The organism is Streptomyces sp. NPDC088706 (assembly GCF_044752765.1).
Classification (GTDB): domain Bacteria; phylum Actinomycetota; class Actinomycetes; order Streptomycetales; family Streptomycetaceae; genus Streptomyces.
Genome location: NZ_JBIVLW010000001.1, coordinates 499,553 through 525,320, shown reverse-complemented (window position 1 = coordinate 525,320; position 25,768 = coordinate 499,553). Strand labels below are relative to the sequence as shown.

The window sequence follows — 25,768 nt, the reverse complement described above, 5'->3', positions numbered from 1 at the left end:
GTACGAGTCCGGCGTACGCCTCAGACCCCCGGGCCCGTGCGCCGCAGCACCCGCAGCGAGTCCGTCACCGACACCTCGGTGAACGCCCCCGACGCCAGCGCCCGCCGGTACACCCGGTACGGGGCCTGCCCGCCGTCGGCCGGGTCGGGGAAGACGTCATGGATCACCAGGAACCCGCCCTCGGCGACGTGCGGGGCCCAGCCCTCGTAGTCGCCGTTCGCGTGCTCGTCGGTGTGCCCGCCGTCGATGAAGACCAGGCCGAGCGGCCCGGCCCAGACGGCGGCGACCTGCGGGGAACGGCCCACGAGGGCCACGACGTGCTCCTCCAGGCCGGCCCGGTGCAGAGTGCGGCGGAACGTCGGGAGGGTGTCCATCAGCCCGACCTCGGGGTCCACCACGCTCGGGTCGTGGTACTCCCAGCCCGGCTGCTGCTCCTCGCTGCCCCGGTGGTGGTCCACGGTCAGGGCGCCCACCCCGGCCGTCCGGGCCGCGTCGGCCAGCAGGATCGTGGAGCGCCCGCAGTACGTGCCCACCTCCAGCAGCGGCAGCCCCAGCGCACCGGCCTCGGTGGCGGCCGCGTACAGGGCGAGCCCCTCGTGGACCGGCATGAAGCCCTTGGCGGCCTCGAACGCGGCGAGGATCTCCGGCTCGGGCGCGGCGGCGAACGCGGCGGCGGTCACGGGTTCCTCCAGGTGGGGTGGGTCTGCTCACGGCGACGGATCTGCCTACGACGGCGCTCCATCGTGCCGCACGTTGCCCCCGGTGCTCCCGGCGGGGGCGCCACAGCCCCCACGGTGACGGGACGGGCCGCCTGTGATTCCGCGACGTGACGAACAAGCAGGGGCGTGATTGACCCCCGTGCGCCGTGATCGCCAGGATCTCCAGGACGCTGAGCCACACCCCTCCGACACAGGAGACCCCACGGACATGAAGACCCGACGGTCCGCCTCCGGACGGTGGATCCAGGACTGGGAGCCGGAGAACGAGGAGTTCTGGGAACGCGCGGGCCGGCGGACCGCCCGCCGCAACCTGGTGATATCCGTCCTGTCCGAACACATCGGCTTCTCCGTATGGAGCATGTGGTCGGTGCTCGTGCTGTTCATGTCGCCCGAGATCGGCCTGGACTTCGCCCCCGACGAGAAGTTCCTGCTGGTGATCGTCCCCACCCTGGTCGGGGCCGTGCTGCGGCTGCCGTACAGCTACGCGGTGACCCGCTTCGGCGGACGCAACTGGACGGTGTTCGCCTCCGGCGTGCTCCTCGTGCCGACGGTCCTCGCCTTCGTCTTCGTCCAGCGGCCCGGAACCCCTCTGTGGGTGTTCCTGCTGATCGGCGCCACGGCGGGCGTGGGAGGCGCCAACTTCGCCTCCTCCATGACCAACATCACGATCTTCTACCCGCAGCGGCACCAGGGCTGGGCGCTCGGCGTGAACGCGGGCGGCGGCAATCTCGGCGTCGCCGTGGTCCAGATACTGGGCCTGCTGGTCATCGCCACGGCCGGGAACACCCACCCCTCGTACGTGATCGCTTTCTACCTGCCGCTCATCGTGATCGTGTCCGTGCTGTCGGCCCTGCGGATGGACAACGTCGATGCCGTGCGCGCGGAACCGAGCGCTCTGCGCGAGGCCACCGGCAGCCGTCACACCTGGTGGATATCCGTCCTCTACATCGGCACCTTCGGCTCGTTCATCGGTTACGGCTTCGCCTTCGGCCTCGTCCTGCAGAGCCAGTTCGGGTCCACCCCGCTGGAAGCCGCCTCCGTCACCTTCCTCGGCCCCCTGCTCGGGTCCCTCGCCCGGCCGTTCGGCGGCAGGATGGCCGACCGGTGGGGCGGAGCCCGCGTCACGGTAGGGACCTTCGCCGGACTCGCCGGGGGCACCGGCGTGCTGCTGATCGCGTCCCGGGCCGGTTCCTTCGCCCTGTTCGTCGCCGGCTTCACCCTCCTGTTCGTCCTCAGCGGCCTCGGCAACGGCTCGACGTACAAGATGATCCCCGCCGTGTTCGCCCGGGAAGCGGAGGAGGCCATCACCTCCGGCGCCGGCGCTCCACAGGCCTTCGCCCGGGCACGGAGGGTCTCGGGCGCGGTCATCGGCATCGCCGGGGCCGTCGGCGCACTCGGCGGCGTCGCCGTCAACCTGGTCTTCCGGGCCTCGTACCAGGACGGGGGTGGCGGCGACACCGCCTTCCTCTGCTTCCTCGCCTTCTACGCCCTGTGCGTGCTGATCCTCCTGCGGGTCTACCTGCACCGCGAGCGCACCGCGCCCCCGGCCCCCCGCCCGGCCCGCCCCCGGACCTCCCATGTCCGCTGACCGGGCGCGGGGCCCCGGGGCCGGGGTCAGTACCCACTGTGCCTACTGCGCCCTGCAGTGCGGCACCCTGCTGCGCCCCAACGGGCCGAGCGCCGAGGTGGAGCCGTCCCCCGGCTTCCCGGTGAACCGAGGCGCACTGTGCCAGAAGGGCTGGACGGCCCCCGCCCTGCTCACCGCCCCCGACCGGCTGCGACGCCCCCTGGTGAGGGAGCCCGGCGGCGATCTCGTCCCGGCCGGCTGGGACGAGGCCCTGGACCTGGTCGTCACGCGCCTGGACCGGGTGCGCGAGAGGTACGGCCCCGATGGCGTGGGAGTGTTCGGCGGTGGCGGCCTGACCAACGAGAAGGCCTACGCCCTGGGCAAGTTCGCCCGGGTCGCGCTCGGCACCAGCCAGATCGACTACAACGGCCGCTTCTGCATGTCCTCCGCCGCGGCCGCCGGCAACGCCGCCTTCGGCCTCGACCGGGGCCTGCCGTTCCCCGTCGTCGACCTCGGCGACGCCGACGTCGTCCTGCTGGCCGGAGCCAACCCGGCCGAGACCATGCCCCCGCTGATGCGGCATCTGGTCCGCCCCCGGCTGATCGTCATCGATCCCCGCCGCACCCGCACCGCCGAGCAGGCGGCGCTGCACCTCCAGCCGGCCCCCGGTACCGACCTTGCCCTCGCCTTGGGCCTGTTGCACCTCGCGGTGACCGAGAACCACCTGGACAAGGAGTACCTCGACACCCGCACCACCGGAATCGACGCCGCGTGGCGGTACGCCCTGCCCTGGTGGCCCGAACGCGTCGAGCAGGTCACCGGCGTCCCCGTCGAGGACCAGCGGACCGCCGTACGCATGCTCGCCGAAGCCGGCCGGCGCTACCTCCTCACCGGGCGCGGAGTGGAGCAGCACAGCAAGGGGACCGACACCACCGCGGCCTTCATCAACCTGGCCCTCGCCCTGGGCCTGCCCGGCCGGACCGGCAGCGGATACGGCTGCCTCACCGGCCAGGGCAACGGCCAGGGCGGCCGTGAACACGGCCAGAAGGCCGACCAGCTGCCCGGCTACCGCATGATCACCGACCCGGCGGCGCGGGCCCACGTCGCCGGGGTCTGGGGGGTCGATCCGGCGTCCCTGCCCGGCCCCGGCCGCAGCGCCTACGAGCTCCTGGACGCCCTGGGCACGCCCGGCGGACCGCGAGCCCTGCTGGTCTTCGGTTCGAACCCGGTGGTCTCGGCCCCCTACGCCGCCCACGTCGCGCGGCGCCTGGCGGCGCTCGACCTGCTGGTGGTGGCCGATCTGGTGCCGTCCGAGACCACCGAACTCGCGGACGTGGTCCTGCCCGTGGCCCAATGGGCCGAGGAGGACGGCACGACGACCAGCCTCGAAGGACGCGTCCTGCGCCGCCGGGCCGCCCTCACCCCGCCCGCCGGCGTCCGCACCGATCTGGAGATCCTGCACGGCCTCGCGGTGCGGCTGGGACAGCCCGCCCATCGCTTTCCCGTCTCGCCGCGTACCGTCTTCGACGAACTGCGCCAGGCCTCCAGCGGCGGCCGGGCCGACTACGCGGGCATCAGCTACGAACGGCTCGACGCCGGAGAGGCGCTGTACTGGCCCTGCCCGGACGCCCCCGGCGGGAACCACCCGGGCACGCCCCGGCTCTTCCTCGACCGGTTCGCCCACGCCGACGGCCTGGCCCGCCTGGCCGCGGTGGAGCACCGCGACGCCGCCGAGACACCCGACGCCCACTACCCGCTCCACGCCACCACCGGCCGGGTGCTCGCCCAGTACCAGTCCGGAGCCCAGACCCGCCGCGTCCCCGAGCTCCTGGCCGCCGCACCCGGGACGCACGTCGAGATCCACCCCGGCACCGCGGCCCACTACGGGCTGACCGAGGGCGCCCTGGCCAAGGTCACTTCGGCGCGCGGCTCCACGATCGCCCGGGTCCGCCTGGTACACACCCTGCGCACCGACACCGTCTTCCTGCCGTTCCACTTCCCGGGGGCAGGCCGGGCCAACCTGCTGACCGGGCCGGCCCTCGACCCGGTCAGCCGCATGCCCGAGTTCAAGGTGTGCGCGGTACGCGTCGAGCCCTGGCAGGAGCGGCAGGCATGAGCGCGACCGCCGCCGACGGCACGAGCGCCGTCACCGTCATCGGCTACGGGCCCGCCGCCCACCGCCTGGTCCAACGGCTGCGCCACCACGGCCACCGCGGACCCGTCACCGTGTTCGGTGCCGAACCGCGACCCGCCTACCAGCGGGCCCAGTTGCTCTCCGTCCTCGACGGCACCCTGCCCGCCGAGGCGCTCGCGCTCGCCCCGCTCCCGGAAGACGTGCAGGTCCGCACGGGTATCCGGATCACCGCGGTGGACCCGCACCGCCGCCTCGTCCGCAGCGAGGACGGCGCCGAACACCCTTACGGCATCCTGGTGCTGGCCACCGGCTCCCGGCCGGTCCTGCCGCGGCTGGCCGGTGCCGGCGACCGGCGCGCCCCCGGCCTCCGGGTCCCGTACACGCTCCCGGGCGCCCGGCCGGTCGCCAAAGGGCCCGTCGTCGTGGTCGGCGGCGGGCTGCGCGGCACCGAGACCGCGTACGCGCTCGGCCGCGCCGGACATGACGTCACCCTCGTCCATCCCGGCGGCCACCCGATGCACCGGCTGCTCGACGGACGGGCCGGGGCCCTCGTGACGGCCACACTCCGGGAGGCCGGTGTGGTGCCGGAGACCGGGCGCCGCGTCGTCGCCGTGGAACCCGGCAAGGTCGTCCTGGACGACGGACGGCTGCTGGCCGCCGGGACCTCGCTGCTGTGCACCGGCACCGCGCCCGACACCGCGCTCGCCCGCACCGCCCGCCTGGCCGTCCGCCACGGCGTCGTCGTGGACGACCGGCTGCGCACCCGCGACCCGCACATCTACGCCCTGGGCGACTGCGCCCAGGCCGCCGGCCGCGACCACGGCACCCTGGAGTCCGCCTGGGACGAGGCGGACGCGCTGGCCCGGACGCTCTGCGGCGCCGACGGCAGCCGCCGGGCCGCCCGGCACGTCGTCCGGCCCCGGCTGCCCGCACTCGCCGTCCTCGGCCCGCCGGACGCGCTGCACGCACCGGGCGGCCAGGACGAGCACGTCGTGCTGTCCGACCCGGCCCGCGGGCGCTACGGGCGCCTCGTGCTGCGCGAGGGCCGGGTGCGGGCCGGCGTCCTGGTGGGCCTGGACCGGGCCGTCGCCACCGTCGGCCGCCTGTACACCGAGGACCGTCCGGTGCCCCCGGACCGGCTCGCCCTGCTGCTGGGCACCGACACGGAGTACGCGAACTCCTCGGTACTCCCGGACACGGCGGTGGTGTGCCAGTGCAACCACGTCACCAAGAAGGACCTCCGCCAGGCGTGGCGGCAGGGCGCGCGCGACCTGCCCGCCATCGCCGCGGCCACCCGCGCCACCACCGGCTGCGGCACCTGCACGGAGGTCGTCCGCCGCATCTGCGAGACGGCCGCCGCGTCGTGCAGGGGCCCGGCTATGAACGCGGCCGTCGCCCCGCCCGTCGTGAAGGGATTGCGGACATGACCCGCGTCCTGGTCGTCGTCGGCCACGGGATGGCCGGTCACCGGCTGGTGGAGGAGATCCGGTCCGGCGACCGGTCGGGCCGGTGGCGGATCGTGGTGGTGGCTGAGGAACCGCGGCCCGCCTACGACCGCGTCTCCCTCTCCTCCTACCTCGACGGAAGGACCGCCGCCGACCTCGACCTCACCACGCCCCGGCTGCGTGCCGACCCGCTGGTGGACCTGCGACTGAGCACGAGAGCGGTCCACCTGGACCGCGCCACCCGCACCATGACCTGCGCCGACTCCACAGTCCTGGAGTACGACGCACTGGTCCTGGCCACCGGCTCCCGCCCGTTCGTCCCGCCCGTGCCCGGCCGGGACCTCGCGGGCTGCTTCACCTACCGCACGATCGAGGACCTCGACGCGCTCCGTGCCGCCGTGAGACCCGGGGAGCCCGGCGTCGTCATCGGCGGCGGCCTGCTGGGGCTGGAGGCCGCGCGGGCGCTGCGCCTGCTCGGAGCACGGCCGTACGTGGTGGAGATGGCCCCGCACCTGATGCCCCTCCAGGTCGACGAGGGCGGCGGCCGGGTCCTCGCCCGGCTCGTGGGCGAGCTGGAGGTGGGCGTGCACTGCGGTCGCGGCCTCGCCTCGCTCCACGCGGGCCCCGACGGCCGGGTGCGGGCGGTGACGCTGTCGGACGGCACCGAACTGCCCGCCTCCACGGTCGTGTTCGCCGCCGGGGTACGACCGCGCGACGAACTGGCCCGGTCCGCCGGGCTCGAACGTGCCGGGCGCGGCGGGTTCCTGGTGGACGAGCGGTGCCGTACGGCGGACGAGCACGTGTGGGCCGTGGGGGAGTGCGCGGCGGTACTCGGCCGCTGCTACGGCCTGGCCGCACCCGGCCACCGCATGGCGGAGGCGGTCGCGCGTCAGCTGCTGGGCTCCCCGGCCGCCGCCTTTCCCGGCGCGGACATGTCGGCGAAACTCAAGGTCCTGGGCGTGGAGGTGGCCGGCTTCGGTGACGTGCACGCCCGGTCCGAGGGGGCCGTGGAGTTCGTCCGGGAGGACCGGGCCGCCGGGACGTACGGAAAGCTGGTCCTCGCCCCGGACGGCCGGACCCTGCTCGGCGGAGTCCTCGCCGGCGACACGGCCGGCTACGCGGTGCTCCGCTCCCTGCTCGGCCGCGAACTCACCGCCCCCGCCGAACTCCTGTTGGCCGCAGGGGCGGCCGGCGTCGACGCCCGTCGCCCCTGACCTTCCATCGGATTGAAACGTGTTCTACTCTTGCGCAGTTCCAGCGGCTGCGGCCGGCGAGGATCCGCACCGGGGGTGGCCGGCGCGGAGGGCCCGACCGGTATCCGGCGGATTCTCGGCCTGCCCCGGGACCGACCACGGGAACGTGGAGAGGAGTCGGAAGATGAAGGCCTACATCGTCGGCGTCGGCATGACGAAGTTCGAGAAGCCCGAGACCTGTGACTGGCAGTACTGGGACATGGTCCGCGAGGCGGGCACCGCCGCACTGGAGGACGCGGGGGTCCGCTACGACCAGGTCGAGCAGGTCCCCGTCGGCTACTGCTTCCAGGCGTCCACCGCCGGACAGCGGGCCGTCTACGAACTGGGTCTGACCGGCATCCCCGTCTACAACGTCAACAACAACTGCGCCACCGGCTCGACCGCCCTGATGCTGGCCCGGCAGTTCGTCGAGGGCGGCGGCGGCGACTGCGTCCTCGCGGTCGGCTTCGAGAAGATGGCGCGCGGGTCGCTCGGCGGCGGCGCGGACGCCGGCGGCGACTTCGCGGCCTCGCCCGTCGCCCGGCACTACGGGATCATGGCCGCCGCCCACGGCTTCGCGTCGTCGAGCTCCACGGCCTCGGGGAGCGGGCCGTGGAGATCGCCGCCCAGGCCATGACCACCGACACCGGGGCCTCCTTCGCCTCCGGCACCTGCGTCGACGCGGTCGGCGCCCCGATGTCCCGGGCCGCCGCTCGGCAGGTCTACGAGAGCTCCGGCCTCGGCCCCGGGGATCTCGACGTGATCGAGCTGCACGACTGCTTCTCCGGCAACGAACTCCTCACCTACGAGGCGCTCGGCCTCTGCGGCGAGGGCGAGTCCGGCGAGCTGGTGGTCCGGGGCGACCACCTACGGCGGGCGGTGGGTGGTGAACCCGTCGGGCGGGCTGATCTCCAAGGGGCACCCGCTGGGCGCGACCGGGATCGCCCAGGCCGCCGAGCTGACCCGGCAGCTGCGCGGCGAGGCGGGCCCGCGCCAGGTCCCGGGCGCCCGCACCGGTCTCGCTCACAACATCGGGCTCGGCGGGGCGGCGATGGTCACGCTGCTGCGGCGGTGAGGCGGCCGGGGCGGGACTTCGGACGTAGGCCCCGGGTCCGGGATCTCCGCCCGATACCCGATGTACGGGGCGGGCGGCACCTGCGACCATGACCGGCATGGCAGATGTCCCCGCACCCGCGTCCCCCCGTACCGCCCGCTCCCGCATACCCACCGGCGCCTGGGCCGTCGTGCTCGCCGCCTGCACGGGGCAGTTCCTCGTCGTCCTCGATGTGTCCGTGGTCAACGTCGCCCTGCCCTCCATGCGGGCCGACCTGGGGCTGAGCGCAGCCGCGCTCCAGTGGGTCGTCAACGCCTACTCGATCGCGTTCGCCGGCTTCATGCTGCTGGGCGGGCGGGCCGCCGACATCTACGGGCGCAAGCGGATGTTCCTCGTCGGGCTCGGCGTCTTCACGGCCGCCTCCCTCGGCGGCGGTCTCGCCCAGGAGGACTGGCAGCTCCTCGCGGCCCGTGGAGCGCAAGGGCTCGGGGCCGCCGTCCTGGCCCCCGCCACCTTGACCATCCTGACCGCCGCCGTGCCCGAGGGCCCCGCCCGGACGAAGGCGATAGCGACCTGGATGGCGGTCGGAGCGGGCGGCGGCGCGGCCGGCGGGCTCATCGGCGGGGTGCTCACCGACGCCCTCTCCTGGCGCTGGGTCCTCCTCATCAACGTGCCCATCGGCGCCCTCGTCCTCATCGCCGCCGCCCTGTGGATCACCGAGGGCCGGGCGGGCGACCGCCGCCGCATCGACCTGCTGGGCGCCGTCCTGGTCACGGCGGGCCTCGCCACCGTCGCGTACGGCATCGTCCAGACCGAGGCCCAGGGCTGGACGGCCACCGCCACCCTCGTGCCGCTGCTCTCCGGAGCGGTGCTGCTCGCCGCGTTCGTCCTGGTCGAGGCGCGGACGGCGGTTCCGCTGATCCCGCTGCGGGTGTTCGGCGTACGGGCGGTCTCCTCGGCCAACGTGTCGATGTTCCTCATGGGGTCGGCGACCTTCTCCATGTGGTACTTCATGACCGTCTACGCGCAGAACGTGCTCGGCTACACGCCGTTGCAGGCCGGCCTCGCCCTGATGCCGACCTCGGCCGCTGTCATCCTCGGCTCCAAGATCGCGCCTCGGCTCATGGTCCGTACGGGAGCCAAGAGCCTGGCCGTCGCCGGGGTGCTGATCACCGCCGCGGGCTTCGGCTGGCAGTCCACCATGGGCGTCGACGGCTCCTACCTCACCGCGATCTGCCTGCCCGGCGTCCTGATGATGGCCGGCGCCGGACTCGCCTCAACCCCGCTGGCCACCCTCGCCACCTCCGGCGCGGCCTCCGGCGACGCCGGACTCGTCTCCGGCCTGGTCAACACCTCCCGCACCATGGGCGGCGCGCTCGGCCTCGCGGTCCTGTCCACCGTCGCCGCCGCCCGGACGGCGGGCTCGGTCGAGGCGGCCGAGGTCACCGCCGGGTACGCGGCAGCGTTCCGTACGGCGTGCGGGGTGCTGCTGGTCGGCGTGCTGGTGATGCTGGTGTGGCTGCCGAACCACCGGACGCCCCGCGTACGGGCGGAGCGGGCGGCGAAGGTGGAGGCGCAGGAGCGGGTCTGAGCACCGTACGGGGAGCCACCCCGCGTTGCCCATCCCGCATCTGACATGGCGTCAGTAGTCTTCCCAACTCCCGGGCGCTGCGTTATACATGGGCCATCGGCTAGAACGCGTTCTAGCGGGACGCGCCCGGCCGGTCCCCGCACGGCCTCGGTGCGGTCGGCGGTGCGGACAGCCGCACCGAGGTCTCCCACCGTCTAGGAGCGGCTTCGCCATGCCCATCGATGCCCGAGCGGCCCTCGCCGCCGACCCCCGCCGAGCCGAGATCGCCTGGAACCACAAGGACGTCCAGCTCTACCACCTGGGCCTCGGCGCGGGCACCCCCGCCACCGACCCCGACGAGCTGCGCTACACCCTGGAGTCCCGGCTCCAGGTGCTGCCCAGCTTCGCCACCGTGGCGGGCGCGGGCACGGCCGCGTTCGGCGGGATGGGCGCGCCCGGCATCGACGTGGACCTCGCCGCCGTCCTGCACGGCGGGCAGTCCGTACGCGTCCACCGGCCGATCCCCGTGACCGGCCGGGCGGTGCAGACCTCGAAGGTCGCGGCGGTGTACGACAAGGGCAAGGCCGCCGTCATCGTGCTGCGTACCGAGGCGGGCGACGACGACGGGCCGCTGTGGACCAACGACGCCCAGATCTTCGTACGGGGGGAAGGCGGGTTCGGCGGTGAGCGCGGGCCGTCCGACCGCCTCGCCCCGCCGAACCGCGACCCCGACCGCACGGTGGAGCGCCCGGTCCGCGAGGACCAGGCGCTGCTCTACCGCCTCTCCGGGGACTGGAACCCGCTCCACGCGGACCCCGCCTTCGCCAGGTCGGCCGGCTTCGACCGGCCCATCCTGCACGGGCTGTGCACCTACGGCATGACCCTGAAAGCCGTCACCGACACCCTGCTGGACGGCGATGTGTCCCGTATCGCCGCCTACCGCACCCGCTTCGCCGGAGTGGTCCTCCCCGGCGAGCGGCTCCGCATCCGGATGTGGGCCGGGGACGGCCGCGTCCAGGTGACGGTCACCGCCGCCGACCGGGACGACGCACCGGTCCTCGCCGACACGCTCGTCGAACACTCCTGAGCACACCGGAACCCTGATCCACCTGACGATGTGAGGGGAGACCCACCCATGCGCGCAGCCGTACTGCACGAGACAGGCCAGGAGAAGCTCGAAGTCCTCGACGACGTCGAGGCGGTGGGGTTCGGCCCGGGAAAGGTCAGACTCCGCATCCGGGCCACCGGGCTCTGCCACTCCGACGTCTCCGCGATGAGCGGCGTCCTCCCGCAGCCCGCCCCCTTCATCCCCGGCCACGAGGGCGCGGGCGAGGTCCTCGACGTCGGTGACGGGGTGAGCGGCCTGAGCGCGGGCGACCGGGTCCTCGTCTGCTGGCTGCCCGCCTGCGGGGCCTGTCCGTCCTGTAAGCGCGGCCAGACCCAGCTGTGCCTGGCGGGCTTCATGAACGCGGGCACCCCCAACTTCAAACGCCCCGGCGGCGACGTCTTCGGCTTCGCGGGCACCGGCACCTTCACCGAGGAGGTCGTCGTCGGCGCGGGCTGCGCGGTGCCGATCCCCGACGACGTACCGTTCGAGATCGCCGCCCTGATCGGCTGCGGGGTCACCACCGGCCTCGGCGCGGCCATCAACACGGCGAAGGTGGAGGCGGGTTCGTCGGTCGCCGTGATCGGCTGCGGTGGCGTCGGCATCTCCACCATCCAGGGCGCCCGCGTCCAGGGCGCCGCCCAGATCGTCGCCGTCGACCCGGTAGCCTCCCGCCGCGAGGCCGCCCTGCGCTTCGGCGCCAGCGAGGCGCTCGCCCCGGACGAACTGGCCGACGCCAAGCAGCGCGTCACCGGCGGCGAGGGCTTCGACTACGTCTTCGAGGTCGTCGGCAAGTCCGCCACCGCCCGCACCGCCTACGACAACACCCGCCGCGGCGGCACCCTCTGCGTGGTCGGCGCCGGGGCGATGGACGACCACTTCCAGGTCAACATGTTCGAGCTGTTCTTCGACGAGAAGCGCATCCTGCCCTCGATGTACGGCGGCGGGGACGTGCTGCGCTCCTACGAACGGGCCATCGCGCTCTGGCGGGCGGGCCGGATCGACCTGGAATCGATGATCACCCACCGGGTCCGGCTGGAGGAGGTCAACGACGCCTTGGACCAGATGCGGACCGGGGAGTCGCTGCGTACCTGCGTCGAGCTCTGACCGACGCCCGCACCCGAGGAAGCCGAGGACCGTGATGTCACTTCCCCTCCCGCTGGCCGGGCTGTCCGCGATCGTCACCGGCGCCGGCCGCGGCCTCGGCCGCGCCGAGGCCCTCGAACTGGCCCGGCTCGGCGCCGCGGTCGTCGTCAACGACTACGGGCAACCGGGCCGCGACGGCTCGGGCGAGGCGTCGGCCGCGCCCGCCGAGGAGGTCGCCGCCGAGATCCGCGCGGCGGGCGGCCGGGCCACCGCCCACAACGGAGACGTATCCGACCACGAACAGGCCCGCGCACTGGTCGACCTGGCGCTCTCCACGTACGGCAAGCTCGACATCCTGGTCAACAACGCGGGCATCCTCAACGGGCAGCTGCTCGTCGTGCACGGGGGCATGGTCGCGGTCGTCGAACGGCCCAGGGTGGCGGCCACGTTCGACGCGGCGAAGGAGACGTTCACCTTCGGCGAGCTGGACGAGCTGCTCACCCCCTACTACGCGGACCGGCCGCGGGGTGAGACCTTCGCCGCCGCCGAGGTGCTGGGTCTCAGGAGAGACCGGGGAAGCGGGACGTGAACGGACGGGACGGGCCCGGTACGGCTGTCCGCCGTACCGGGCCCGTCCCGTTCGCTCGCGGGTCAGGCCGCCCCGGATTCCTCCTCGGCGGGCCTGCGGTGGCGCCCATGCGGCTGCACCGACGTGTTCTCCATCGACACACCCCCTCGGTGCCTTCCGGAACCGCCGGTTCCGGTCCCCTCCGCGTCGCCCCCCGGCGTACGCGGCGTGGTGGTGTCGGTTCGGGCTTCAGACATGTGGGAAGTCACCCCGTTGTGATCGCTTACCTGTGTCGCACATACGTGTTCGCGAGCCCCGCCTCCGCCGTCCGACGCGGTCACCGTCGGCCCCCGCCCGGTACGGCTGCGCAGCTCAAGGGCCCCGAGTCTAGTCAGATGCCGCCGTTTGGCGCAGAGGCGCCTGCCCCAGCGGAACGGGCTTGCACCCGGCCGGACGGGTGACAGCGGCGGACGGTTCCCTTCCGCTCGCGTCGGCGTCCGTGCCACCCGCCTCCGGGGGCGGTTCCGCCTCGCCCGGCGCCTCGATCAGTGCCACGCCGCACGGCGTCGACGCGGTCGCGTACGGGAGGCGCAGCACCCCGTCCCGGCTCCAGTATCCGGCCCCCGCCGACCAGCCCCCGGGTGCCGCGAACTGGTGCAGCCGCCGCCCCCGCGGACGCCAGACCCCCACCCAGCTCCCGGCCGCCCCGTCGACGCGCAGCGCGACGGCGCAGCTCTCCGGCATCAGCATCTGCCCCGGCTGCACCGCGAACGGCGTCACCGCCACATCCGCCGGGCGCAGGCACTCCGGGAAGCGCACCGGCAGGCAGCTGCCGAGCACGCCCCAGCCGAGCCGGTCGTGGCCCGGCGCGTCGGAGCGGAGCAGCAGCAGCCCGCTGTCCGCGTCGGCCAGCAGCAGCCGGTCATCGCTCTCCGGCGCGATCTGGAGCAGCGGGGTCACCTCGCCGTTCCGTCCCAGGTCCACCGCGACCGCCTTGACCGGCCCGCCGCCCGGAAGCCGCCGGTCCAGGGCCAGCATCCGGCCCGCCCGGTCCAGCCAGACCCCGCCGGAGCAGTGCCCGGGGATCTCCGCGACCAGCTCCGGCCCGAAGGCGCCGCCGGCCACCAGCCACAGCAGTGAGGAGTGGTCGCCCGCCGACAGGGCGTACACGCACGCCCCGTCCGGTGAGGGCGGCAGCAGCGTCATCCCGGCGCATTCGACCGCGCCGAGGGCCAGTTCGCCGGTGGCGGGCCCGGAGGGGTAGAGCAGCGAGAACATCTGGCGGTCCGCCACCCGCCGCCGGATCAGCACCCGCCCGTCGGCGAGCGGCACCACCTGCGCGTCCGGCTCCTCGGGCTGGTTGAGCGGCAGCGGTACGGCGTAGGGCTCGGGCCCGTCCAGCGTCCAGCGCTCCGGGTACCAGGCGCGCTGCTCGCCCGGGGCGCCGGGCGCCGCCGTCAGCCGGGCCCCGTAGGCGCCGTCCGCGGTGAGCGTGAAGGTCGCGGGGTCGCGGGGCGCACGGGGGGCGCCGGGCGGGCCGGGCGCGGTCGCCCCCGTCCCGGCGGGTTGCCCGGGATCGCCGGACCCCTCCGGACCGGGGTCCGCCGTCGTGGCGGCCCCGGCGGTTCCGCCCTCGATGGCACAGGCAGTCATGGACTCGTCACCTCCGGTTACGCAAGCTAGTTTTCGCACGTCCAGCCGGACAACACGTGCCACCTCACTTCACACATAAGGGTGGTGATGCCCGGATTCTCCTGAGGCGGAGGGGGCGGGTGTGCTGGTGAGGATGGACCCGGGCGGCCAGGGGCGGCGGACCACGCCAGGCAGGTAGCCTTTCCCCCGTGCCCCGTCTGTCTGAAGTCATCGCCGCCCTCGACGCCCTCTGGCCCCCCGAGCGGGCCGAGGGATGGGACGCGGTCGGGACCGTCTGCGGCGACCCGGACGCCGAGGTCGACCGGGTGCTGTTCGCCGTCGACCCCGTCCACGACATCGCCGCCGAGGCCCTGGAGCTCGGCGCCCAGCTGATCGTCACCCACCACCCGCTCTATCTGCGCGGGACGACGACGGTCGCCGCCGACACCTTCAAGGGCAAGGTCGTCCACACCCTCATCCGGCACGGCATCGCACTCCACGTCGCGCACACCAACGCCGACACCGCCGACCCCGGTGTCTCCGACGCCCTGGCCGGCGCCCTGGACCTGCGCGTCACCGGACCCCTCGTACCGGATGCCACCGACCCCCACGGCCGGCGCGGACTGGGCCGGATCTGCGAGCTGGACCACCCCGAGACCCTGGCCGACTTCGCCGCCCGCGCCGCCGCCCGGCTCCCCGCCACCGCGCAGGGCATCCGGCTGGCCGGCGACCCGGAGGCGCTCGTGCGCACCGTCGCCGTCAGCGGCGGCTCCGGCGACAGCCTCTTCGACGCCGTGCGCGCCGCGGGCGTCGACGCCTTCCTCACCGCCGACCTGCGCCACCACCCGGCCTCCGAGGCCGTGCAGCACTCGCCGCTCGGCCTGGTCGACGCCGCGCACTGGGCCACCGAGTGGCCCTGGTGCGAGCAGGCGGCCGCGCAGCTCGACGCGCACTCCGACCGCCACGGATGGGACCTGCGGGTCCATGTCTCGAAGCAGGTCACCGACCCCTGGACCACCCACCATTCCTCTGGAGCCCCCAACTGAACGCCGCGCCCGCCGACCAGATCCGACTCCTCGACGTCCAGGCCCTCGACGTACGTCTCGCCCAGCTCTCCCACAAGCGCACCTCGCTGCCGGAGCACGCCGAGATCGAGCAGCTCAGCAGCGACCTCGCCCAGCTGCGTGACCTGCTGGTCGCCTCCACCACCGAGGAGAGCGACACCACCCGCGAGCAGACCAAGGCCGAGCAGGACGTCGACCAGGTGCGCCAGCGCGCCGTCCGCGACCAGCAGCGCCTGGACTCCGGCGCGGTCTCCTCGCCCAAGGACCTGGAGAGCCTCCAGCGCGAGATCACCTCGCTCGCCAAGCGCCAGGGAGACCTGGAGGACGTCGTCCTGGAGATCATGGAGCGCCGCGAGGCCGCCCAGGAGCGGGTCGCCGAGCTGACCCAGCGGGTCGCCGCCGTCCAGGCCAAGGTCGACGACGCCACCGCCCGCCGCGACGCCGCCACCGCCGAGCTGGACGCCGAGGCCGCCACGGTGACCAAGGACCGCCAGGTCGTCGCCGAGGTCATCCCCGCCGACCTCCTCAAGCTGTACGACAAGCTCCGCGCCCAGCAGGGCGGGGTCGGCGCCGCCCGGCTCTACCAGCGCCGCTGCGAGGGCTGCCGCCTGGAGCTGAACATCACCGAGGTCAACGACGTGAAGGCCGCGTCCCCCGACACGGTGCTGCGCTGCGAGAACTGCCACCGCATCCTGGTGCGCACCTCGGAGTCGGGCCTGTAATGAGCGTCGCCCGCCCCCTGGTGGTGGAGGCCGACGGCGGCTCCCGGGGCAACCCGGGGCCCGCCGGCTACGGCGCGGTCGTCCTGGACGCGGCCACCGGCGAGACCCTCGCCGAGGCCGCCGAGTTCATCGGCGTCGCCACCAACAACGTCGCCGAGTACCGGGGCCTGATCGCCGGACTGACGGCCGCGAAGGCGCTGTTCCCGGACGCCGGGGACGCCTTGCGGGTCCACGTCCGGATGGACTCCAAGCTGGTGGTCGAGCAGATGTCGGGGCGCTGGAAGATCAAGCACCCCGACATGAAGCCGCTGGCGGCCCGGGCCGCCGCGCTGCTGCCGCCGTCCTGCGTCACCTACGAGTGGATCCCGCGCGCGCGGAACCAGCACGCGGACCGGCTCGCCAACGAGGCGATGGACGCGGGGCGCGACGGCCGGCCGTGGCAGGCGTTCGCCTCCACGGCCGCGCTGGACGCCCCGGCGCGCACCCCGCTGCCCGTCCAGGGTCCGCCCGGCGACGCGGCGGCGGGCGCGGCGAAGGCCCGGGCGGCGCTGGCGGCCGCCCGTGGTGCGGCGCCGCAGGACCAGACGCTGTTCCCGGCCGGCGCCGTGGGGGAGCCCGAGCCCACCGACGTCACCGCCGCCCCCACCCCGCAGGTCGGCTGGGCCGCCGCCCCCGACCTCGGGGCACCCGCCACCTTCGTCCTGCTCCGGCACGGCGAGACGCTGCTCACCCCCGACAAGCGGTTCTCCGGCAGCGGCGGCACCGACCCCGAACTCTCCGCCACCGGCCGCGACCAGGCCGCCCGGGCCGCCGCGCACTTCGCCGCCCTCGGCACCGTCCAGGAGATCGTCAGCTCGCCGCTGCGCCGCTGCCGGGAGACCGCCGGGGCCGTCGCCGACCGCCTCGGCCTGGACGTCCGCATCGAGGACGGCCTGCGCGAGAGCGACTTCGGCGCGTGGGAGGGGCTGACCTTCGGCGAGGTGCGCGAGCGGTACGGGGACGACCTGACCGCCTGGCTCGCCTCCCCGGACACCGCGCCGACGGGCGGCGGCGAGAGCTTCACGCAGGTCGCCGACCGGGTCGCGGCCGCCCGGGACCGCCTCACCGCCCGGTACGCGGGCCGCACGGTCCTGGTCGTCACCCATGTGACCCCGATCAAGACCCTGGTCCGGCTGGCGCTCGGGGCCCCGGCGCAGTCGATGTTCCGGATGGAGCTGTCGGCGGCCTCGATCTCGACCGTCGCGTACTACGGGGACGGCAACGCCTCCGTACGCCTGCTCAACGACACCTCGCACCTGCGCTAGCGGGAACCAGGGCCACGATGACCTGGTCGACCGGGCTGCTCGGGTTCGCCGCCGGGCTGCTGATCTCGATGGCGACCGCCCCGGTCGGGGTGTCGGGGGCGGTGTTCCTGCTGCCGGTCCAGGTCAGCGTGCTCGGGGTGCCCAGCCCCGCGGTCACCCCGACCAACCTGCTCTACAACGTGGTCGCGGGCCCCGGTGCCCTGCTGCGGCACCACAGGAGCGGCGGGCTGCGCGGCCCGCTGACCCGGCTGCTTGTCCTCGGCACCGTCCCCGGGGTCGTCGTCGGCGCGGTGATCCGGGTCTTCGCGGTGCCGGGCCCCTCGGTCTTCCGGCTGCTGATCGCGGTGCTGCTGCTCCCGCTGGGCGGCTGGCTCTGCCTGCGTACGCTGCACCGCGCATCGCCCACCGCGCGCGAGCCCTCACCCCGGGCCATCACCCGCCTCGCCATGGCCGTCGGCGTCGCCGGAGGGATCTACGGGATCGGCGGCGGCTCGCTCCTCGGCCCGATCCTGGTCGGGCGCGGGATGCCGGTCGCGCGGGTGGCCCCGGCCGCGCTCGCCGCCACCTTCGTGACCTCGGTCGTGGGTGCGGGGACGTACGCGCTGCTCTCCCTGACCACGACCGGCGACATCGCCCCGTACTGGTCGCTCGGCCTGGCCTGCGGCCTCGGCGGCCTGTGCGGGGGATACCTGGGCGCCCGCCTACAGCCCCGCCTCCCGGAGACGGCGCTGCGGCTGCTGCTGGGGGTGCTGGCGCTGGGTGTCGGCGGGCTCTACGCGGTGCAGACCGTGCGCTGACGTCCTGTGGGTCAGGCGCCGAGCGCTGCCGCCTCCGCCGCCAGCCGGGCCACCCGGTCCCAGTCCTTCGCCGCGATCGCATCACCCGGCACCATCCAACTGCCGCCCACGCACGCCACGTTCGGCAGGGCGAGGTAGGAGGGGGCGGAGGTGAGGGATATGCCGCCGGTCGGGCAGAAGCGGGCCTGGGGGAGCGGGGCGGACAGCGCCTGGAGATAGCCGGTGCCGCCTGCCGCCTCGGCCGGGAAGAACTTCATGTCGCTCACCCCGCGCTCCAGCAGGGCCACCACCTCGGAGGTGGTCGAGACGCCCGGCAGGAACGGCACCCCGGACTCCCGCATCGCCTCCAGCAGCGCGTCCGTCCACCCCGGGCTGACCAGGAACCGGGCCCCCGCCTCGACCGTGCCCCGCACGTGCTGCGGCGAGATGACCGTCCCCGCACCGACGACCGCGCCCGGCACCTCGGCGGCGATGGCCCGGATCGCCTCCGGCGCGGCGGGCGTCCGCAGGGTCACCTCGATCGCCGGAAGTCCGCCCGCCACCAGTGCCCGCGCCAGCGGGACGGCGTCGGCCACGTCGTGCAGGACGACGACGGGGACGACGGGGGCGAGGTCCAGGACGGAGGTGTCGGAAGGGGCGGAGGGCGGCAAGGAGGAGGTCATAAGGACCATCCTGCCGCGCCGACAGCATCCACTGCAACGCCTGTTGCGCAGCGCGCAACGACATCCTCCGGGTATCGACGAGATCCCCCGGCCTCAGTGAATCTCCGTCACCACCACGTCGAGCGACCACGGCCGCCCGGCCCGCGCGGGTGCCTCGGCCTCCACCACGTACCCGAGATCCCGCAGCGCAGCCACCAACCCCGCCGGGTCCTTCGGCCGCACCCCCGCCAGCAGCAGATCGCGCACCATCCGGCCCTTGGTCGCCTTGTTGAAATGGCTTACCACGGACCGCTTCTCCACCCCGTCCACCAGCCGCGACTGGAGCACCCGCACGCTCGCCGTACGCGCGGCCACCTCACCCCTCGGCTTCCACGCCGCCGCGTACGCGGAGGACCGCAGATCCAGGACGAGCCCACCCCCGGCGGCCTCGGGCATGACCGACTCCATGGCCGCACGCCAGTACGCGCCGAGCGCGCCCAGGCCGGGCAGCTTCACCCCCATCGAGCAGCGGTAGGGCGGAATCCGGTCGCCGGTCCGGACCGCACCCCACAGCCCGGAGAAGATCAGCAGCGACTTCGCCGCGCGCCGCCGGGCGTCCGCGTCCAGGGAGGCCAGGCCGAGGGCGTCGTACAGCACGCCGGTGTACAGCTCCCCGGCCGGACGGGTTCCCGCGGTCCGCAGCCCGGCGTTCTTCCCGACCTCGCTCCGCAGCCCCGTACTGAGGCCGAGCACCTCGCCGGCCTTCTCCTCGTCCGCCTGGCACAGCTCGACCAGCTCGTCCAGGACCGCCGCCCTGGCCCCGGCGAGCCCCGGCAGCGACAGCGACTCCAGCTTCAGCGGAGCCCCGCGCCCCGAGGCGGCCTTTCCTTCGGAGGGCGGCAACAGCACGAGCACGGCGGTTCTCCTTCGTACGTACGGCGCAAGCGCGGACCCGGTGGGCGTGCGGGCTGCCGGGGTCCTCGGCAAGGGTACGGGGGCGGGGCAGGCCCTTCGTACCGTGTCAGGCCCCTCGGGCCCCGCCCCGGATGCCGCCCGCCCCACCCCTCCCGGCCTGCGCTCGGTCCAGGCCCCGCCGTCATCTGCGCATGACCGGAGACGGCCGGGCACCGCCCGCAGACCCGTCGCCCTCCCCGTGCTCACGACGTCCTCCCCGTGCTCACGATGTCCTCCCCGTGCTCACGACGTCCTTCCCCGCGTCCGCTCGCCGAGGGCGTCCATCACCCGGCGCACCACCTCGCGCTGCGCGGGCGGGCAGTCGTCCAGCAGCGCCCGCCCGAACCCCGTCGCCACTGGCCCGCCCTCCGGGACCACCGCCAGGGCCGCCTGCGGTACGGCGCCGGCGGGATCGGCGGCCGGCGGCGCGATCCGCGGGTCGTCCGCCCGGGCCCGCGCCGACTGTCCCGCGGCGCCGACCGCCGCCGGCACCCAACGATCCCGTACGGCAAGCCGCTCCCGCTCCCCGAGCCCTTCGCCTTCGGCCTGGAGACCGCGGACCTCGGCTGAGCTGCCCGTACGGGCCGGTAGGATGGCGGGTACGGCAGACGAGTCGGCCGGACGGCCGCGTGGGGATCCTCGGATCCCCCCGAGGAACGTCCGGGCTCCACAGGGCAGGGTGGTGGCTAACGGCCACCCGGGGTGACCCGCGGGACAGTGCCACAGAAAACAGACCGCCCGGGACCTCGGTCCCGGGTAAGGGTGAAACGGTGGTGTAAGAGACCACCAGCGCCTGAGGTGACTCAGGCGGCTAGGTAAACCCCACCCGGAGCAAGGTCAAGAGGGGTCGTTCCAGGAACGGGACGGCCCTGCGTGAACGTTCGAGGGCTGCTCGCCCGAGTTCACGGGTAGACCGCACGAGGCCGGCAGCAATGCCGGTCCTAGATGGATGGCCGTCTCCCCGGCCGCCGCGAGGCGACCGGGCGACAGAACCCGGCGTAGAGGCCGGCTCGTCCTGCCACAGGGGTCTCCGACCAGCGAACGCGCTGGTCGGAGACCTCTTTTCAACAACCGGCTCAGTAGGTGACGGTGATGCGGCGCGCGGGGCCGTCCACCCGTACGCGCCCTCCGACGGGGATGACGAACTGCGGATCGGTGTGGCCGAGATCGACGTCGAACACCACCATGGTGTCGGTCGCCGAGGTGCGCGGGGCGGTGAAGGGGCACCTGGACCTGTATGTGTTCCGGCGCGACGCCGCCGCCCGCGCGGCGGGTCAGATGACCGGCGGGCGGCCCAGCCTCGTCATCCGCCACACCGTCGACCAGCGCATCGGGCGCCGCTCGCCGCACGGGGTGCGCACGCCCTCCGCGAAGCCGCCCGCCCACGCCCGCAGGCCCTTCGGGTCGCGGGTACGGGCCAGGGTGAGCAGGGTCCAGGTCCCGAGATAGGCCGGGACCAGGGGGAGGGGCAGGTTGCGGCGGGCGAGCCAGACGCGGTTGCGGGCCGTCATCCGGTAGTACACCGCGTGCCGGGCCGGGGACGTCTTCGGGTGCTGGAGCAGCAGCTCGGGGTCGTAGAGGACCTTCCAGCCGGCGTCCAGCGCCCGCCAGGCCAGGTCCGTCTCCTCGTGGGTGAAGAAGAACTCCGCGGGCCACAGGCCCGTCTCCGCCAGCATCTTCATCGAGAAGGCGTGGCCGCCACCGAGGAAGGCCGTCACCGGGCCGCCCCGCATCGGGTCGCCCGCCCGCAGCCGGGGCACATGGCGGCGCTGGGTCTCGCCGTGCTCGTCGGCGATCCGGAAGCCGACGATGCCGAGCCGGTCGTCGGTGGCGAAGTGGTCCCGCACCCGGCGGAAGACGTCCTTGTCGACCAGGAGCCCGTCGTCGTCGAGCTCGATCACCACGTCCACGTCGCCGATCTCGGCGAGCCTGCGCAGTCCCTCGTTCCGGCCGCCCGGGCACCCCAGGTTCTCCGGCAGCTCGATGGTGGTCACCCCGCCGTCGAGATCCGCCAGGCCGGGGGTGGAGGTGTAGTCCGGGAGTTCCGTCCCGTTGCCGATGATCACGAGCCGGGTGGGCCGGACGTCCTGCATGGCGACCGACGCCAGCAGCGCCTCGACCGCCTGCGGGCGGTCCCCCATGGTCACGATGGATACGCCGATGCGTGGTGCGGACAAGTTCGGTACTCCTGGTGCTCGGCTGCCGTGCGGCTGCTGGTCGGCCGCGGTGCCCGCGATCGTAACGCCTCGGTGTTCAGTCCGCGGTTACCGCCCGGCCAACCACCGGCTCGCCACTGTTCAGCAGCCCGTACACGGCCATGTCACGGCGTCGGCCGCCCACCTGCTGCCAGCCGCGCAGGAGTCCCTCGCGCCGGTAGCCGACGTCCTCGGCGATCCGGGCGGAGGCGGTGTTCCAGGGCTCGATGAAGAGCTGGAGCCGGGGGGCGCCGAGGTCGCGCGGCGCCCAGCCCGTCACCGTGCGCGGGGCGGCGCGGGTGACCCCCTGGCCGCGACCGGAGGCGACCACCCAGTAGCCGATCGAGGCCCGGCCCTCCGGCAGGTCCCGGAGCCGGAGCCCGATGGCGCCCACCGGGCGCCGGTCCCGGGAGCGGACGATGGCGAACGGGTACCCGGCGCCGGTGGCCGCCCGGTCCCTATCCTCCCGCGATCGGCCCGGCTCCGCCCGTCGGCCGCGCCGGTTCACCCCTGGTCCGGAGCCCGGTCCCGGTCCGGTGCCGCCAGGAAGCGTCCCGCGAGCAGGGCGCCCGCCAGGACCAGCGCCGCGTTGACGAGGACGGCCACGCAGACCCCGGACAGCACCGCGTCCGGTCCGGTCAGGCCCCCCATCCGGGCCGTGACCACCGCGAAGGTGGCCGCCAGCAGCAGCCAGATCCAGGCTCCGGAGGTGCCGAGCGCCACCAGCGAGAGGGTGGCGGCGGCCTGCACGGTCCCGCCGGCCACGATGGCGCGCCGGCTGCCGAACCGGCCCACCGCCCGTCCGCCGAGCACACCACCGACGACCGTGCCGATGCCGAGGACGCCGAAGGTGAGGCCGGTGGCGAGCGGGGAGTAGCCGAGGACCTCCTGGAGGTAGAGGGTGAGCAGGAACACCAGCGAGGTCTCGGTGACGAAGGCGATCAGCCCGGCCGCGTTGCCCCAGACGACGCTGCGCCGCTTCAGGATGTGCGTCGGGACGAGCGGGGCCGCCGCCCGCCGCTCGATGCGGACGAAGGCGACCAGGAGCAGGACCCCGGCCGCGAGCGAGGCCGGCGTGGCGGGGGCCAACGCCCGCCTCGTCGTCCGTACGCTGACCGATCCCCGGCAGGGCCCCCTCTTCGCGGCCGTCATCGCGGCCGCCACCTGCGATCCCCGGGCCGCCGATGCCCTCCACCGCTTCTACGCGGTACGCATCGGGGAGTGGTCGGGCGGTGTCGAGGCGGCCGTCGCCCGGGGTGAACTGCCCCGGGGTACGGATGCGGGCGAGGTGGTCGCGGCCGTCTCGGCGCCGCTGTACTACCGGCTGCTGGCCAGCGGTGCCGCGCTGGACGAGGCCGCCGCCGACCGCGCGGCCGACGCGGCGGTCGCCGCCGCCCGGGCCGGGGTGTTCGTACGGTGAGGTGGCGGCGGCCCTTGTCGGCGACCGGCTTCGCGGCGCCCGAAGGCTCGTCGATAAAGTGAGGGAATGATATTCGGTAAGGCCGGTTTCGGGGGAGCGGTCGCGGACTTCGAGGCCGCTGTGGTGGCTCAGGACGCGAAACGTTCCGGCAAGGCATTCGTCCGGTTGCAGGAGACCTTCGGGCAGGCGAAGGAGGCTGAGCTGCTGGACGGCGGACCGCGCCTCGCCGCCGTACTGGAGCAGGTTCCGCCCGGCCCCCGTGCCGTCGTCGCCGTACTCGTCGGGGCCTGCGTCGAGCGGGGCGCCGACGCCGAGCGGTGCGCCCCGGGCGTACTGGCCGGGCTGCGGGCGGCAGTCGAGGGGGCGGCTGCCTTCGCCGAGGCGTGGGCGGCGACCGGCGGCGGGGCGTTCCCCGTGCCGGACGGCGAGGAACCGGGCGAGGAGATCGTCGGGCGGACGGGGTCCGAGGCGGCGGTCGGCTGGTGGACGCTGCCCCAGTGGGAGACGGCGGCCGTCGCCCTCCTCAACCACCGGGTGGTACGCGGCTTGGCCGGCACCGGCCGGAGCGAGCTGCTGCGGCTCCTGGCCGCCGTGGAACAGGCGTCCGGCCGGCAGTTCACGTCCCTCGGCTACGCCCTCCAGGTGCTGGACCAGGAACCGCTCGTCGCGCTCCACCGCCCGAGCGGCACCGGTTACGCCCTGCGGTTCTTCGGCATCGGCGACAACTTCCAGCTGCACACCCTGCTCGCCGACGCGCTCGTGGGCGGCGGCCATGTTCAGGGGTACGCCCCCTCGTCGCAGGAGGCCGCCGTCTGCCGGGAGACCCCCGGACAGGTGGACACCGAGGGCTCCTTCGACCTGACCGCCCCGGACGGCGGCCGGCTCTGGAACGAGGGAACCCCGGTGGACATCCCCGTCGTCGACGGCGTACGCCTGCTGGTGCTGGACGAGCCGTCCTACCGGCGGTCCTGGTTCGCGGGCCGCTTCTTCCCGGGCATGCGCGGTGACGTCATCCTGGAACGCACCCTGGAACCGGAGGAGACGGCGCGGTGGTTCGCCCAGGTCTCCCCGGCGAAGGACCTCACGGGCTGACCCCCCGCCCGCCCCGTCCCCTTCGGTCACGGTGACCGGTCAGTGGCAGTTCTTGACGCCCTTGTTCGCCGCGGTCGACTTCTTCCAGGAGCAGGAGTCCTGGAGCTTGCCGCTCGGCTTGATCAGCCGGGCCTTGTCACCGGTGTTGTTCCAGACGTACGAACCCCGGTTCCAGTGCACGGTGCCCGCGACGTTCTCGCCCTTGCCGGTGCGGAGCTTGACGGTCTTGCCCGCGCCGATGGTGTAGCTGCCGAAGGTGTAGGTGTAGCCGGTGTCGTCCTGCACCGAGAAGCCCTTGAGCTGGACCTTCTTCTTGCCGTTGTTGTGGATGTTCACCCACTCGGCGTTCAGGGACTTCTTCGACCGGTCGTCCTTGCCGGGACCGTCGTACTGGACGGTGCCGAAGTGCAGCCCGCCCTGATGGGCGGCCGCCGAGGCCGGAGCTGCCGTGGCGAGGAGTGAGCCGGCCAGGGCGGTGGCGGCGGCCAGGGCGATCGGCGCAGCGGTGCGTATGCGCATGCGGTGTTCCTTCTGTGTCGTTCTGGTGAAGGTGTTACGAGATGCGATCATACGGTCAGTACGCGCTTGCTCACCCGAGAGTGAAGAAATCCGCAAAGTCGGTCACCTGATGGCAAGTTCGGGCGTGAACGGTCACCTTCTGACGCCGACGCCCCCTCAGCCCCGTCCCAGGTACGGCATGTTCGTCGCCATCACCGTCAGGAACGGGATGTTCGCCTCCAGCGGCAGCTCCGCCATGTGCAGGACCGTCCGCCCCACATCGGCCGCCGCCATCACCGGCTCCACCGCCGACTCGCCGTCGGCCTGGAGGATGCCGGTCTGCATCCGCTCGGTCATCTCGGTCGCCGCGTTGCCGATGTCGATCTGACCGCAGGCGATCCGGTACGGCCGCCCGTCCAGCGCCAGCGACTTCGTCAGTCCGGTGACGGCGTGCTTGGTCGCGGTGTACGCGACCGAGTGCGGGCGCGGCGCGTGGGCGGAGATCGAGCCGTTGTTGATGATCCGGCCGCCCTGCGGGTCCTGCTCCTTCATCAGCCGGTACGCCGCCTGCGCGCAGAGGAACGCCCCCGTCAGGTTCACGTCCACCACCGCCCGCCAGTCCGCCGCCGCGAGCCCCTCCACCGGCACACCCCCGGGCCCGAACGTGCCCGCGTTGTTGAACAGCAGGTCCAGCCGGCCGTACCGCTCCCGGACGGCGGTGAACAGCGCGCCCACCTCGTCCTCGTCGGTCACGTCCGTGGTGACGCACAGCGCTTCCGGGGCGCCGGCCGCGGCTGCCGTCGCCGCCAGCGGCTCCGCCCGCCGGCCCGCGAGCGCGAGCGACCAACCCGCGCTCGCCAGGGCGAGCGTGACGGCCCGCCCGATCCCCGAACCCGCACCCGTGACGACGGCGACTTTCCGATCAGTGTTCATGGCCCGGGAGCGTACGGGAGGGGCCGGCGCACGGCG

Annotated in this window: 22 protein-coding genes, 1 other RNA gene and 5 pseudogenes; 17 read left to right on the top strand and 11 right to left on the bottom strand. The window is 74.1% G+C overall.

Annotation, left to right across the window (positions count from 1 at the left end):
- Positions 1–20 precede the first annotated feature (20 nt).
- Positions 21–608, bottom strand: a complete 588-nt coding sequence (locus tag ACIQAK_RS02425) for a class I SAM-dependent methyltransferase (protein ID WP_401847768.1) — start codon at positions 606–608, stop codon at positions 21–23.
- 319 nt (positions 609–927) lie between these two features.
- Here ACIQAK_RS02425 and ACIQAK_RS02420 point away from each other — a divergent pair, with 319 nt between their 5' ends.
- The 9 genes and pseudogenes from ACIQAK_RS02420 to ACIQAK_RS02380 all read left to right on the top strand — a co-directional run bounded on the left by ACIQAK_RS02420 (position 928) and on the right by ACIQAK_RS02380 (position 12,501).
- Positions 928–2,307 (top strand): nitrate/nitrite transporter, encoded by a 1,380-nt coding sequence (locus tag ACIQAK_RS02420; RefSeq protein ID WP_366388165.1) that lies wholly within the window; start codon positions 928–930, stop codon positions 2,305–2,307.
- Positions 2,297–4,402 (top strand): molybdopterin-dependent oxidoreductase, encoded by a 2,106-nt coding sequence (locus ACIQAK_RS02415; protein WP_366388166.1) that lies wholly within the window; start codon positions 2,297–2,299, stop codon positions 4,400–4,402. Before ACIQAK_RS02420 ends, ACIQAK_RS02415 begins: the two co-directional genes overlap by 11 nt.
- Entirely contained in the window at positions 4,399–5,847 is a 1,449-nt protein-coding gene (locus ACIQAK_RS02410) for an FAD-dependent oxidoreductase (RefSeq protein ID WP_366388167.1), read from the top strand. The genes ACIQAK_RS02415 and ACIQAK_RS02410 overlap by 4 nt, the downstream gene beginning before the upstream one ends.
- Positions 5,844–7,079 (top strand): FAD-dependent oxidoreductase, encoded by a 1,236-nt coding sequence (locus ACIQAK_RS02405; RefSeq protein WP_366388168.1) that lies wholly within the window; start codon positions 5,844–5,846, stop codon positions 7,077–7,079. The genes ACIQAK_RS02410 and ACIQAK_RS02405 overlap by 4 nt, the downstream gene beginning before the upstream one ends.
- Positions 7,080–7,242: 163 nt before the next feature.
- A pseudogene (locus ACIQAK_RS02400) lies at positions 7,243–8,172 on the top strand (thiolase C-terminal domain-containing protein).
- An 88-nt stretch (positions 8,173–8,260) separates the two neighbouring features.
- Complete coding sequence (locus ACIQAK_RS02395) at positions 8,261–9,742, top strand: DHA2 family efflux MFS transporter permease subunit (RefSeq protein WP_366388169.1); 1,482 nt, start codon at positions 8,261–8,263, stop codon at positions 9,740–9,742.
- Between the two features lie 211 nt (positions 9,743–9,953).
- Complete coding sequence (locus tag ACIQAK_RS02390; protein ID WP_366388170.1) at positions 9,954–10,808, top strand: MaoC/PaaZ C-terminal domain-containing protein; 855 nt, start codon at positions 9,954–9,956, stop codon at positions 10,806–10,808.
- Between the two features lie 48 nt (positions 10,809–10,856).
- Complete coding sequence (locus ACIQAK_RS02385; RefSeq protein WP_366388171.1) at positions 10,857–11,933, top strand: Zn-dependent alcohol dehydrogenase; 1,077 nt, start codon at positions 10,857–10,859, stop codon at positions 11,931–11,933.
- A 34-nt stretch (positions 11,934–11,967) separates the two neighbouring features.
- Positions 11,968–12,501 carry an SDR family NAD(P)-dependent oxidoreductase gene (locus ACIQAK_RS02380; protein ID WP_366388172.1) on the top strand — a complete coding sequence of 178 codons (534 nt, stop codon included), beginning with the start codon at positions 11,968–11,970 and terminating at the stop codon, positions 12,499–12,501.
- 366 nt (positions 12,502–12,867) lie between these two features.
- Here ACIQAK_RS02380 and ACIQAK_RS02375 read toward each other — a convergent pair whose 3' ends face one another.
- A complete protein-coding gene (locus ACIQAK_RS02375) occupies positions 12,868–14,133 on the bottom strand; it encodes a hypothetical protein (protein ID WP_366388173.1) in 1,266 nt (421 codons plus the stop codon).
- A gap of 188 nt (positions 14,134–14,321) precedes the next feature.
- Between ACIQAK_RS02375 and ACIQAK_RS02370 the strand changes: the two genes are divergently transcribed.
- The 4 genes from ACIQAK_RS02370 to ACIQAK_RS02355 are packed head-to-tail and all read left to right on the top strand — an operon-like array spanning position 14,322 to position 17,999.
- Positions 14,322–15,158, top strand: coding sequence for a Nif3-like dinuclear metal center hexameric protein (locus tag ACIQAK_RS02370; protein ID WP_366388174.1), 837 nt, complete (start codon positions 14,322–14,324; stop codon positions 15,156–15,158).
- Positions 15,155–15,898 carry a C4-type zinc ribbon domain-containing protein gene (locus ACIQAK_RS02365; protein WP_366388604.1) on the top strand — a complete coding sequence of 248 codons (744 nt, stop codon included), beginning with the start codon at positions 15,155–15,157 and terminating at the stop codon, positions 15,896–15,898. Before ACIQAK_RS02370 ends, ACIQAK_RS02365 begins: the two co-directional genes overlap by 4 nt.
- Positions 15,898–17,202 carry a bifunctional RNase H/acid phosphatase gene (locus tag ACIQAK_RS02360; protein WP_366388175.1) on the top strand — a complete coding sequence of 435 codons (1,305 nt, stop codon included), beginning with the start codon at positions 15,898–15,900 and terminating at the stop codon, positions 17,200–17,202. Before ACIQAK_RS02365 ends, ACIQAK_RS02360 begins: the two co-directional genes overlap by 1 nt.
- A gap of 17 nt (positions 17,203–17,219) precedes the next feature.
- Positions 17,220–17,999, top strand: a complete 780-nt coding sequence (locus ACIQAK_RS02355) for a sulfite exporter TauE/SafE family protein (RefSeq protein WP_366388176.1) — start codon at positions 17,220–17,222, stop codon at positions 17,997–17,999.
- 11 nt (positions 18,000–18,010) lie between these two features.
- On the opposite strand, the gene eda is transcribed toward ACIQAK_RS02355, so the two are convergent.
- The 3 genes from eda to ACIQAK_RS02340 form a co-directional block, all read right to left on the bottom strand.
- A complete protein-coding gene (gene eda, locus ACIQAK_RS02350; protein WP_366388177.1) occupies positions 18,011–18,661 on the bottom strand; it encodes a bifunctional 4-hydroxy-2-oxoglutarate aldolase/2-dehydro-3-deoxy-phosphogluconate aldolase in 651 nt (216 codons plus the stop codon).
- A 93-nt stretch (positions 18,662–18,754) separates the two neighbouring features.
- The gene (gene yaaA / locus ACIQAK_RS02345) at positions 18,755–19,555 is read right to left on the bottom strand and encodes a peroxide stress protein YaaA (protein ID WP_366388178.1); all 801 of its coding nucleotides are present in this window, start codon (positions 19,553–19,555) and stop codon (positions 18,755–18,757) included.
- 282 nt (positions 19,556–19,837) lie between these two features.
- A complete protein-coding gene (locus ACIQAK_RS02340) occupies positions 19,838–20,086 on the bottom strand; it encodes a hypothetical protein (protein ID WP_366388622.1) in 249 nt (82 codons plus the stop codon).
- On the opposite strand from ACIQAK_RS02340, the pseudogene ACIQAK_RS02335 reads away from it, so the two are divergent.
- Positions 20,066–20,164, top strand: a pseudogene (locus ACIQAK_RS02335) (Uma2 family endonuclease); the annotation flags it as partial. The gene ACIQAK_RS02340 and the pseudogene ACIQAK_RS02335 overlap by 21 nt on opposite strands.
- Positions 20,165–20,203: 39 nt before the next feature.
- An RNA gene (gene rnpB, locus ACIQAK_RS02330) (RNase P RNA component class A) lies at positions 20,204–20,611 on the top strand.
- Positions 20,612–20,670: 59 nt separating this feature from the next.
- On the opposite strand, the pseudogene ACIQAK_RS02325 reads toward rnpB, so the two are convergent.
- From ACIQAK_RS02325 to ACIQAK_RS02310, 4 genes and pseudogenes are all read right to left on the bottom strand, one after another.
- Positions 20,671–20,808, bottom strand: a pseudogene (locus ACIQAK_RS02325) (LD-carboxypeptidase); the annotation flags it as partial.
- A gap of 60 nt (positions 20,809–20,868) precedes the next feature.
- A complete protein-coding gene (locus tag ACIQAK_RS02320) occupies positions 20,869–21,771 on the bottom strand; it encodes a glycosyltransferase (RefSeq protein WP_366388179.1) in 903 nt (300 codons plus the stop codon).
- Between the two features lie 76 nt (positions 21,772–21,847).
- Positions 21,848–22,399, bottom strand: a complete 552-nt coding sequence (locus ACIQAK_RS02315; RefSeq protein WP_401847767.1) for a GNAT family N-acetyltransferase — start codon at positions 22,397–22,399, stop codon at positions 21,848–21,850.
- Positions 22,294–22,872, bottom strand: a pseudogene (locus ACIQAK_RS02310) (MFS transporter); the annotation flags it as partial. The gene ACIQAK_RS02315 and the pseudogene ACIQAK_RS02310, both read right to left, overlap by 106 nt.
- Between ACIQAK_RS02310 and ACIQAK_RS02305 the strand changes: the two are divergent.
- A pseudogene (locus ACIQAK_RS02305) lies at positions 22,868–23,209 on the top strand (TetR-like C-terminal domain-containing protein); the annotation flags it as partial. The pseudogenes ACIQAK_RS02310 and ACIQAK_RS02305 sit on opposite strands and share 5 nt — an antisense overlap.
- Positions 23,210–23,275: 66 nt before the next feature.
- On the top strand, positions 23,276–24,301 hold the full coding sequence (locus tag ACIQAK_RS02300) for a hypothetical protein (RefSeq protein WP_366388181.1): 1,026 nt from the start codon (positions 23,276–23,278) through the stop codon (positions 24,299–24,301).
- Positions 24,302–24,340: 39 nt separating this feature from the next.
- On the opposite strand, the gene ACIQAK_RS02295 is transcribed toward ACIQAK_RS02300, so the two are convergent.
- Both ACIQAK_RS02295 and ACIQAK_RS02290 read right to left on the bottom strand, forming a co-directional pair.
- A complete protein-coding gene (locus ACIQAK_RS02295) occupies positions 24,341–24,820 on the bottom strand; it encodes a lamin tail domain-containing protein (RefSeq protein WP_366388182.1) in 480 nt (159 codons plus the stop codon).
- A 156-nt stretch (positions 24,821–24,976) separates the two neighbouring features.
- A complete protein-coding gene (locus tag ACIQAK_RS02290) occupies positions 24,977–25,732 on the bottom strand; it encodes an SDR family oxidoreductase (protein WP_366388183.1) in 756 nt (251 codons plus the stop codon).
- Between the last annotated feature and the right edge of the window lie 36 nt (positions 25,733–25,768).